Genomic DNA, 9,847 nt, shown 5'->3' with positions numbered 1-9,847 from the left:
TGTCCGGGTTGATTACCGGTATCTTCGGTGGGGTGATTCGCGATCTGCTCTGTAATCGGGTGCCACTGGTGTTCCAGAAAGAACTCTATGCGGTGGTCTCGCTGGGGGCGGCCTGCCTGTATCTGCCGTTACTACACTGGCAGTCGCCGGTCTGGCTGGCCACGGCGGTGACGCTGGCGACAGGCTTTATGGTGCGCTTGCTGGCGATTCGTTATCAGTGGCATCTGCCGCGTTTCCACTACAACGTCCCGGAAGCCTGACGGCGTTACTGCCAGTTCACCGTCAGGGTATCGCGGGTGGCGAACCGCACCAGGTGGCGCTCGATCACATCGCGCAGGGTGGCCATCTGGTCGGTGTCTGATTGGCAGTGCAGTTGCAGGGTCGTGGCATCTGCGGTCAGTTCACAGGTGCCGAAAGGAAAGCGGATAGAGCCCTGATGGTCGTCGAATTCCGTTTCCACCTTGTGGCTGAAATGACGACAGAGTTTTTTCAGGTAGAGGCTGGCGTGCTCGGTGCTTGCGCTGCCGTAGTGATGATCCATGATGGGAATCTCCGTGTATATAGTTGATAATGTCAATTATATTGAGGTTGTAAGTTGATAAAGTCAACTAGTTTGGAGGTTGCCATGCCCGATGATATTTCCGGCCCGCTCAGTCTGGCCTTCAGCACTGTCCTGAATCGGCTACGTCAGTTGATGCGCGATCCGCTCGCTGCCATGTCAGTGCCACTGGGGCCGCCGGATGTGTCGTTGCTGCTGCAGCTGTCCTCTCAGCCGGGCAGCAGCCCCCAGTGCCTGGCGCGTCATCAGGGTCGCGACAAGGCTCAGCTCACCCGCAAGATCAAGGTGCTGGAAACGCAGGGTCTGCTGCGTCGCGAGCCAGATCCGGAAGACGGTCGTCGGGTGCGCTTGTTCCTCACCGAGCAGGGCGCCGAGGCCGCCAGCGACGGACAGCGCATCCGCGAGCAGGCGTTTGCCTCGCTGCTGCAGAACCTGGATGGGGTGGAGCGCAAACAGCTGCTGCATCTGCTGGAAAAATGTTTGCCGGACAGGTCATAGGCTTGCCATAAACTGTTGGTCCTGATGTTCCTGAGCCGGTAAGGTTTGTCGCTGCTACAGGAGCAAGGAAATGCAATCAATCATCAAGGAGCAGGTATGAATACGTTTCGAATCGGGGTTTTGGGTGCGTCCTTCTGTCTGGCGCTGGCGTCGCCGGCGCAGGCCTTCGACCTGAAGAAGATGACTGACTCTGCCAATGCGGCGATGGACAAGGCCTCCGAGAGCGCCGATGCGGGCATCAACAAGGCGTCCGAGACTGCCAACGATGGCATCAACAAGGCCAGTGACTCTGCCAACAGCACGCTGGATAGCGTCAATGGCGGTATGGCCGTTTCCGGTGAAGCCAAGGCATTGGTGGATTCCCTGTCCACGGATCTGGGCGTGTCCGGTCAGCAGGCCGCAGGCGGTGCCGGTGCCTTGCTGGCCATGGCGCAAAGCAACCTGTCCGGAGATCAGTTCAGCGGCGTGCTCAACAAGGTGCCGGGGCTGGAATCCCTGCTGGGCGGCGGTGAAGGTGGTGGCATGATGTCATCCATGCTGGGCAATATTTCCAGCATGCAGGGCGTTACCAAGGCCTTCAGTGCCCTGGGCATGACCCCGGAGATGGTCAGCCAGTTCGCGCCGAAAATTCTCGGCTTTCTCGGTGACAAAGGCGTCACTGGTCAGGTGCTGAATAGCCTCAAGGGCTTGTGGGGCGTCTGACCGTCGTATCAATCTTGACGGTCTGCTGGCGATGTCGCAGATAAAATGCTGATTTTGCCAGGGGCGTTTTGATGGATTCCTTGTCGCAGGTTGTTCTGGGTGCCTCTGTGGGCGGTGCGGTCATGGGCCGCACGCTGGGGCGATCGGCGTTACTGGGTGGTGCCCTGCTGGGCACCTTGCCCGATCTGGACGTACTGATCGATTACGGCGATGCGGTGGCCAACTTCACCGAGCATCGCGGTTTCAGCCATTCCCTGTTGGTGTTGCTGCCCGCGTCCCTGTTACTGGCCTGGGTGCTGCAGCGCTGGCGCCCGACCATCACTCTGTGGCGCTGGTGGGCCTTCACCGGCCTGTGTCTGCTGACCCACCCGTTACTGGATGCCTTTACCACCTACGGCACCCGCCTGTTCTGGCCGCTGGGTGATCCGGTGGCGATCAGCAGCATCTTCATCATTGATCCGCTTTATACCCTGCCGTTGCTGATTGCCGTGATAGTGGCCCTGGTACGGCCGCCGGCAATGACGGCACTGGCCACCGGGCTGACGCTGTCCTCCCTGTATCTTTGCTGGAGCCTGGTGGCCCAGCAATGGATGACACAGCGGGTGATGCCGGTGCTGGCGGAACGGGGCTTGAGTGAGGCGCCGCGTCTGGTGCAGCCCATGCCGTTTTCCACCCTGCTGTGGCGGGTGACGGTGCTGGGTGAGCAGCGGCGACTGGAGATTGTCACCGGCGTGCTGGACAGCGGCGATGGCCTGACAGTGGAAACCTTCCCCCGCTCGCCGCAGGACTATGCCGAGGCCATGCAGCTGCCGGCGGGTCGCAAGCTGGCCTGGTTTACCCGGGGGTTCATGGATGTGGAAGCGGGGCCTGACCAGTTACTGGCCACGGATATTCGGCTGGGGGTGCCGGGTCTGCATCCCTTCCAGTTTGTGCTGGCCGAACAGGAAGACGGTACCTGGCAGGCATTGCCCAGCTATAAACTGCCGCGGCCCATGGCCAACCCGCAGGCCTGGCCAGCGCTGCTGGATCGAACACTGGCCCGCCAACCGATCCTCTGCCTGACCACCCTGGAAGCCCTGCCGGCGGGCAGCCCCTGTCCATCGCTGATGCCCTGATTCTAGCGGGCGCCGGTATAGACCTCCTCGCGTCCGCCGGGATGGCTGAATACCCACTGCCACAGCTGAATGTTCCGGGCCTGAAAGGCACCGGCGCAGGCATTCAGATAATAACGCCACATGCGGTAGAAGCGCTGGTCATAACGATCGGCCAACTGTGACCAATTCGCTATGAAATTCCGGTCCCAGGCGCGCAGGGTACGGGCATAGTCCGGCCCGAAATTGTGCAGATCCTCGCAGACGAACCAGTCCTCCGCATGACGGGTGATCTGTGCGCAGGAGGGTAGCTCGCCATTGGGGAAGATGTATTTGTCGATCCAGGGATCGTGGCCGTTGGTGCTGCTATTGGTACCGATGGTATGCAGCAGCATCAGTCCCCGCCGGTGCAGCAGCCGGGCGCAGGTTTCCATGAAGGTGGCGTAGTTGCGACGCCCTACATGCTCGAACATTCCCACGGACACCACCCGGTCGAAGTGACCTTGCAGCTCACGGTAATCCTGCAGGCGAATGTCGACGGGTAGCGACGCGCAGCGCTCCCTGGCCAGACTGGCCTGCTCCTGCGACAAGGTCACACCGACACCGGTTATTTTGTAGTGTCGGCAGGCATAGTCCAGTAGCCCGCCCCAGCCGCAGCCGATATCCAGCAGGGTCATGCCCGGTTTCAGATTGAGCTTGCGGCAGATCAGATCCAGCTTGGCTTCCTGGGCTTGTGCCAGGGTCTCGGCGTCGCGCCAGTAGCCGCAGCTGTAACTCATGGTGGGGTCGAGCATGGCCTCGAACAGGTCGTTGCCCAGGTCGTAATGCTGGCGGGCGACCTTGGTGGAACGATGCAGATTTTGCCGGTTGAACAGCCAGTATCCCAGCCATTGCAGGCCGCTTTGTAATGGTGAATGGCTGACCTTGTTGGCGCCATGGGTCAGCAGTCGATGGAAAAATTCATCCAGTGCATCGCAATCCCACCAGCCATCCATGTAGGACTCACCCAGGCCCAGGGAGCGCTGCAGGGCAATGCGGGTCAGGGTGCGAGGGTGATGAATCTGCATGTCCCAGGGGCGGGCGCCGTTGATGCGCACATCGGCGGCCTCCAGCACATCCCGCACCCGACTGGTGAGGCCGCGGTACACATGGGAGGGCGCTGATTGATGGATTGACTGTGGACGCTGCAAATCGGCCATGGGATGCCTCCTTGCCAGTTTTCCGGCGGTCTATCCGGGCGACTGCATGGCTACTCATTAGCCCTCGGTCATGCAAAGTCGATGACCGCACAACCGCCCCTATTGTCAAAAGTTAGCGCCAGCCTTTCAAGTCAGGGAGGGTCAGGTCGGGGAAAGACGGTGCATGGCGACGGCCAGGGCGCGCTGGCAGGCCGCCGGTGTCAGCCCCGACCAGCGCTTGAAGGAGCGGCGGAAGTTGGTGCTGTCGGAGAAGTTGAGCTGTCGGGCCACCTGGTCGGTGCTGAAACCATGAAACTGTAACCAGTGAATGGCCTGATGCAGGCGCGCCTCGTCGAGCAGTTGCTGGTAATGGCAACCCTGATCGCGCAAGCGGCGTTTAAGGGTGGCCGGGCTGCATTGCAGGGGGCTGGCCACCTGTTGCAAGGAAGGTGGGCTGGCCAGTTGCTGCTGTAATTGACGATAAAGCGTTACCCGGAAACTGTCGCCGCCGGCCACTGGGTCCAGCTGTGGCTGGCACTGCTGTTTCGCAGCCTGCCAGGCGATCGTCGAGGCGCCGGGCCAGGGGCTGTCCAGGTAACGGCGTGGCAGGATCATGGCATCCAGGTGGCCATCAAAGTACAGGGTGTCCCCCAGGTGCACCTGGTACTGCTCCGGGTAGCAAGGCCGGGAGTGGCGGAACTGGAAGGCCCAGGGCAACCGTTCGCCGCTGAGCCAGCGGGTCACCGATGCCAGTCCGGCCATGGCGGCTTCCACCACAAAACGGTGCTCGCTGCCGTTGCCGCAACTGTCCAGCCAATGCAGGCAAATATGCTGCTCGGTGACGGTCAGACGGGCGCCGAGCAAGGGGAACACCAGCTTGCTGAAATCGGTAAATACCTGCAGGGCATCGAACAGGTTGCCGGCATTGCCCAGCAGGGCACTGATGGCGCCGTAATGCCCCGGGAACAGACGCTGGCCATAGCGGAAGCTCAGCTCCGGGTCCGGGAACAGACGCCGGGCATTGTGAATCAGCTGCAGCCAGTCGTGCGGGCTGAGCCGGGCCTCGCCGCTGAGGATCTGTTCCTGGAACAGGCCGGTATGCCGCAGCAGCCGGTTCAGGTCGATGCTCTGATCGTGGATCAGATCAATCAATACCGCCGGCTGATGATGCGCGGGGATGAAGGCCTGATCCGCCAGATAGCCGCTCATCAGGCGACCCGAGGCTGGTCCGGTCGGGCCTGCAACAGGTTGCGGTTGGCGCGGGCGATCAGGCTGTCGGCGCTGTCCTGGAAGGATACCGCCAGGCCATGGATGACCTGCACATGATGTGTCTCACCGCGCCGGGTCTTGAAGGCAAAGCTGGCCACGGCCTGCTGCAACTCGTCCGCCAGTGCCTGGGCCAGGGCGTGGCCGGTGCGGGGCAGTACCACCGCAAAGCGATCCCCGGCATAGCGGCAGAGCAGGTCATTGTGGCGCAGGTTGAGCAATAACAGTTCGGCCAGCTCCTGCAGTAGCCGGTCACTGTCGGCACTGCCCAGCAGCCGGCGGCTATGATCGAAGCAGTGCATATCGAGCATGATCAGTGCCACCGGTTGTTCCCGGTGACGCAGCTCCATGGCCAGCTGCTCACGCAGGTAGGGTGCACCATTCAGGCTGGTCAGCCGGTCAAAGCGTCGGTGCTCACGGAAGATCCGCTCACGCTTGCGAAGCTGGACAGTGATGGCCTGTTGTTCCCGATGCCAGTGATAGATGCCCAGTGTCAGCAGGATCATGCCCAGCGGCATGGCACCGGATTCCAGCCAGTGATCCCAGGCTGTCGTGGCCGGCAGGGCGATAACTTCATCGAGCACATCCTGCCAGTAGGCAAGAAAGATGGCGGTCAGGCCGGCCACCAGAAAACGAGTGACGCGGCCGGCGGGGCGGCTGTTAAGGATCAGCCCGATCCACAATAACGACAGGAAGGCAGCGCCCCCTTCACCGGCGATATCCAGCCAGGTAATGGCCGCCCAGGATTTCGGATCACCGGCGGCCAGGTTTGCCAGCAATACGCCATTGGCCAGCAGTAACAGTGCCATCACAGGCCAGCGGTGCAGAAAAAGCGTCTGTTTCACGAAAAAATCCTGTCCAGAAGTCTTGCTGCACAGCTACGTGGTTTTTGTGTCAGGAAAATGAAAATGCCAAAACCGTGACCGAAATGTTGAGAGGGGTTAAATCAGCTCACGGCAAATCCGGATTATGTCTTTTCAGAAACGAAAAGCGCTTGCGGGGAAGGGATTCGGCGGTCAATCCGGTTTGCGGCCCTTGTCGGCACCGTTCTGGACAGGGGGTGCAAAAAGCTCACGATGTGCCGCAGCCTTCGCTAAGTGATTGATTCTTCATTTTTCGGTGCCGCCCTGTCACAGAAGTGACACGGCGACTCCCTACCGTGCCCGGCATTGCCAATTCGCAAGGGCTTTGCCCGGGGGACACCATGTTCAATGACAACCTGATACACGGCGCTTTTTCGCGAACCGTTCTGGCCAGCGCCGTGGCGCTGGCGTTCTCGCAGGTACAGGCGGACGACGCACCGCCAGCCAACCAGCTGGAAACGGTGCGGGTGATCGGCCAGGCCGCCAGTATCGACAAGGCGCTGGTCAGCCAGAAGGCCGCCGATAATATCGAAACCACCGTTACCTCCGATGCCATCGGCCAGCTGCCGGACGCCAATGTGTCCGAATCCCTGCAACGGCTGCCAGGGGTATCCATTGAGCGGGACCAGGGTGAAGGTCGATTTGTGCGGGTGCGCGGCCTGGCGCCGGATTTCAATGCGGCCACTATCAATGGCATCCAGACGCCGGCACCGGAAGCGGGCCGTCGTGCGGTAGCGCTGGACGTGGTGCCCGCCGATTTGCTGGAATCGCTGACCGTGGTCAAGACCCTGACCCCGGACATGGATGCCAATTCCCTGGGCGGCACTATCGAAGTGAAAACCCTGTCCGCCTTTGATCGCGATGGCTATTACTTCTCGCTGAGCGGCAAGGGCGGTTACAACGACAACGTGGACGAGATCAGTCCGGAATTGTCGATGGCGGCCAGCAATCAGTTTTCCGTGGGCGACGGCAACAGAAACCTGGGGATCGCCGGTGGCATCAGCTGGGGCAAGCGTGATTTCGGTTCCGACAATGTGGAAACCGGCGGTGCCTGGGATTTCGACAGCGGCAGTGCCCTGGAGGAATTCGAACAGCGTGATTACGCCATTACCCGTGAGCGTCTGGGGATGGCACTGAACGTCGATTATCTGCTCAGTGATAATACCAGCCTGTACCTGCGCACCCTGCACAGCCGCTTCACCGATAGCGAAATTCGCCAGGCCAATATTTTCGAATTCGACGCCCCCATGCTTGCCGGACAGCGTGGTGATGTGAGTGTGGCGAAAGAACTGAAGGATCGGGAAGAAACCCAGGAGATTTCTTCTTTTGCTCTTGGCGGCCAACACTTCTGGAAGGACTGGATCGTCGATTTCCAGGCGGGCTACAGCACCGCCAGCGAGAAAACCCCGCAGGAAATCAACGCCACCTTCGAAAGCGATGATGCGCTTGTCAACGGCGGGTTCACCAATACCCGCAAACCCGGGCTGCTGGCGCCGGACGGTTTTGCCGATGCCGGCAACTACAGCCTGGATGAAATCGAGGAAGCGAAAAGTGACACCGAGGACACCCAGACCGACCTGAAGCTGGATTTTACCCGCGAGCTGTACTGGAACAGCCATCCGGCTTCCATCAAGTTCGGTGCCAAGATGAGTCAGCGTGACAAGGATGGCGATGTGGATGTCTGGACCCATGAACCGGATGCCACGCTCTCGGATTACCGCGAGAATGTGGATTACGGCCTGGGCGCCTTCGGGCCGGGTATCAGCACCTCGGTGAAAAACCTGCTGGGCGAGGGCGAATTCCAGATCGTGGATTCCGCCATCGAGGACTACAGCATCAGTGAGGACCGGCAGGCGGCCTATTTGATGGGCACTGTGGATTTCCGGGATCTGCGTGTACTGGGCGGTCTGCGTTATGAGGGCACGGAATTCCGTGCCAGGGGCTTCGGCTCCACGGATGAGACGATCACCGCCGAGCGCTTCGACAATGATGAAGACCACTGGCTACCGGCCCTGCATCTTCGCTACCAACTGGCCAATAACACCATCGCCCGGGCCGCCGTCACCCGTGCGGTAGTGCGACCGGTATTCGAACAGTTGCTGCCCTCTTTTGAAGTGGATGGCGACGAGGCCTACTTCGGCAATCCGGATCTGAAGTCGCTGAAATCCAATAACCTGGATCTGGGCATCGAGCATTACATGGGCCGGGCTGGCGTGATCTCCGCGTTCCTTTTCTACAAGGACATCGACAACTTTGCCTACCTGACCGACAAGGCCAACGAGTTCCCCGGACTGTCCGAAGTGGAAACCTGGGAAAATGGCGAGAGCGCCAAGCTGCACGGGCTGGAGTTGGCCTACTCCCGGCAGCTGAGTGAACTGCCGGCCCCCTTCAACGGCCTTTTGCTCGGCGCCAATATGACCCTGGTGGATTCCGAAGCGGAGATCGAATCCTGGGATGAGGATGCTGGTGCCATGCGTCGTCGGGATATTGCCTTGCCGAGTCAGTCCGATCTGACCGGTAACCTGGTGCTGGGCTACGAGTATCAAGACCTGAGCCTGCGGTTGGCAGCCAACTACACCGGTGAATATCTGCAGGAAGTCAGTGATCCGCTGGACAAGCGTTACGATATCTACACCGATGACCATGTGCAGCTGGATTTCACCGGGCATTACTTCATCACCGACGAACTGCAGCTCACCTTCGAGGCGATCAATATTACCGATGAACCCTTCTATGCCTACACCGGCAAGGAACGGTTCAACGCCCAGTACGAAGAATACGGCCCCACCTACAAACTGGGTCTGGCGCTGAAGCACTTTTAATCAGGCCAGTGGGGCGGGCGACGTTGCCCGCTTCACTGTTTTTTTCAGCCTGAAAACGAACAGAAAGGAACGGGTAATGGAAAAAAAGTTCGGCATGGTCGCCCTGATTGCGCTGCTGCTGGCGGGCTGTGAATCCGACACAGCGACACAGCCCTCAGACGAGGTGGACGAGGGGCGCTGGCAGACCCCGGTTATGCCATACCCGCAAAGCCTGTGGGTAGAGGGAGACACTCGCATTGCCGTCAGCTTTGACGGCGATTTGTTGCTCGCGGATCAGCGCGTGCAACAGGGAAACTTCGAGATGCTCGACGGCCGCCGTCAGGATGATGGCAGCGTGCGTCTGGTCAGCGTCGATCGCAGCCGCAACCAAGCCGTTCTGTTTGCCTTGCACGATAACGCCCTGAGCGAACTGCAGCGCCTGCCGGCACCGGCTTACCAGATCAACGGCCTGTGTCTGTATCGCGACAGCCAGTCGCTGTTGTCGGTTTTCCTGCTGGATGAACGGGGCGGGGCGGATCAGTGGCTGCTGGATGATGCCCGCCAGCCACGCAAGATCCGTCATCTGGTCATGCCGCCGGAGGCCGAATTCTGCGCCGTGGATGATGCCCGCGCGGCGCTCTATGTGAGCGAGGAAACCGTGGGCCTGTGGCGCTATCAGGCAGACGCGGAACAGGACCCGGAGCGGGAGTTGCTGGATCTGCTGGCACCCCGTGGCAACATTCGCGAAAGCGCCGGCGGGTTGGCGGTGATTCCCGGTGGCGTGGCCCTGCTCGACAAGGAAGCGGGGGACCTTCACCTCGACCGATTTGCCGATGCCGTGCAACACCGTTACACCGTTCCGGAGCTGGACGAGCCGGAACGCCCCACC

General features: G+C 60.6%; 9 protein-coding genes and 1 pseudogene. 6 read left to right on the top strand and 4 right to left on the bottom strand.

Annotated elements, in window-relative coordinates; all coding sequences use genetic code 11:
- On the top strand, positions 1 to 260 hold a 260-nt coding region (locus ACFE0K_RS15705), incomplete at its 5' end, for a trimeric intracellular cation channel family protein (protein WP_434536961.1).
- A gap of 5 nt (positions 261 to 265) precedes the next feature.
- On the opposite strand, the gene ACFE0K_RS15700 is transcribed toward ACFE0K_RS15705, so the two are convergent.
- Positions 266 to 541: a DUF2218 domain-containing protein gene (locus ACFE0K_RS15700; RefSeq protein ID WP_434536960.1), complete on the bottom strand. Its 276-nt coding sequence runs from the start codon at positions 539 to 541 to the stop codon at positions 266 to 268.
- An 84-nt stretch (positions 542 to 625) separates the two neighbouring features.
- Between ACFE0K_RS15700 and ACFE0K_RS15695 the strand changes: the two genes are divergently transcribed.
- From ACFE0K_RS15695 to ACFE0K_RS15685, 3 genes are all read left to right on the top strand, one after another.
- A complete protein-coding gene (locus ACFE0K_RS15695; protein ID WP_434536959.1) occupies positions 626 to 1,057 on the top strand; it encodes a MarR family winged helix-turn-helix transcriptional regulator in 432 nt (143 codons plus the stop codon).
- A 96-nt stretch (positions 1,058 to 1,153) separates the two neighbouring features.
- Positions 1,154 to 1,759, top strand: a complete 606-nt coding sequence (locus ACFE0K_RS15690) for a DUF2780 domain-containing protein (RefSeq protein ID WP_434536958.1) — start codon at positions 1,154 to 1,156, stop codon at positions 1,757 to 1,759.
- Between the two features lie 71 nt (positions 1,760 to 1,830).
- Entirely contained in the window at positions 1,831 to 2,874 is a 1,044-nt protein-coding gene (locus tag ACFE0K_RS15685) for a metal-dependent hydrolase (protein WP_434536957.1), read from the top strand.
- 2 nt (positions 2,875 to 2,876) lie between these two features.
- On the opposite strand, the gene cfa is transcribed toward ACFE0K_RS15685, so the two are convergent.
- The 3 genes from cfa to ACFE0K_RS15670 form a co-directional block, all read right to left on the bottom strand.
- On the bottom strand, positions 2,877 to 4,049 hold the full coding sequence (gene cfa, locus ACFE0K_RS15680) for a cyclopropane fatty acyl phospholipid synthase (RefSeq protein ID WP_434536956.1): 1,173 nt from the start codon (positions 4,047 to 4,049) through the stop codon (positions 2,877 to 2,879).
- 141 nt (positions 4,050 to 4,190) lie between these two features.
- The gene (locus tag ACFE0K_RS15675; RefSeq protein WP_434536955.1) at positions 4,191 to 5,237 is read right to left on the bottom strand and encodes an AraC family transcriptional regulator; all 1,047 of its coding nucleotides are present in this window, start codon (positions 5,235 to 5,237) and stop codon (positions 4,191 to 4,193) included.
- Positions 5,237 to 6,139, bottom strand: coding sequence for a GGDEF domain-containing protein (locus tag ACFE0K_RS15670; RefSeq protein WP_434536954.1), 903 nt, complete (start codon positions 6,137 to 6,139; stop codon positions 5,237 to 5,239). The genes ACFE0K_RS15675 and ACFE0K_RS15670 overlap by 1 nt, the downstream gene beginning before the upstream one ends.
- 359 nt (positions 6,140 to 6,498) lie before the next feature.
- Here ACFE0K_RS15670 and ACFE0K_RS15665 point away from each other — a divergent pair, with 359 nt between their 5' ends.
- Together ACFE0K_RS15665 and ACFE0K_RS15660 are read left to right on the top strand one after the other, a co-directional pair.
- A complete protein-coding gene (locus ACFE0K_RS15665; protein WP_434536953.1) occupies positions 6,499 to 8,979 on the top strand; it encodes a TonB-dependent receptor in 2,481 nt (826 codons plus the stop codon).
- Positions 8,980 to 9,055: 76 nt separating this feature from the next.
- Positions 9,056 to 9,847: pseudogene (locus tag ACFE0K_RS15660) on the top strand (hypothetical protein); the annotation flags it as partial.

The sequence above is a fragment of the Alcanivorax sp. genome (assembly GCF_051117345.1).
GTDB lineage: Bacteria > Pseudomonadota > Gammaproteobacteria > Pseudomonadales > Alcanivoracaceae > Alcanivorax.
Note: the sequence above shows the minus strand (reverse complement) of the source record. Positions and strands in the feature narration are given on the sequence as shown.

What these genes read in the sequence shown, in the direction of transcription:
- ACFE0K_RS15700 (WP_434536960.1), bottom strand. Translation starts at nt 541, where the DNA reads ATGGATCATCACTACGGCAGCGCAAGCACCGAGCACGCCAGCCTCTAC.
- ACFE0K_RS15695 (WP_434536959.1), top strand. Translation starts at nt 626, where the DNA reads ATGCCCGATGATATTTCCGGCCCGCTCAGTCTGGCCTTCAGCACTGTC.
- ACFE0K_RS15690 (WP_434536958.1), top strand. Translation starts at nt 1,154, where the DNA reads ATGAATACGTTTCGAATCGGGGTTTTGGGTGCGTCCTTCTGTCTGGCG.
- ACFE0K_RS15685 (WP_434536957.1), top strand. Translation starts at nt 1,831, where the DNA reads ATGGATTCCTTGTCGCAGGTTGTTCTGGGTGCCTCTGTGGGCGGTGCG.
- cfa (WP_434536956.1), bottom strand. Translation starts at nt 4,049, where the DNA reads ATGGCCGATTTGCAGCGTCCACAGTCAATCCATCAATCAGCGCCCTCC.
- ACFE0K_RS15675 (WP_434536955.1), bottom strand. Translation starts at nt 5,237, where the DNA reads ATGAGCGGCTATCTGGCGGATCAGGCCTTCATCCCCGCGCATCATCAG.
- ACFE0K_RS15665 (WP_434536953.1), top strand. Translation starts at nt 6,499, where the DNA reads ATGTTCAATGACAACCTGATACACGGCGCTTTTTCGCGAACCGTTCTG.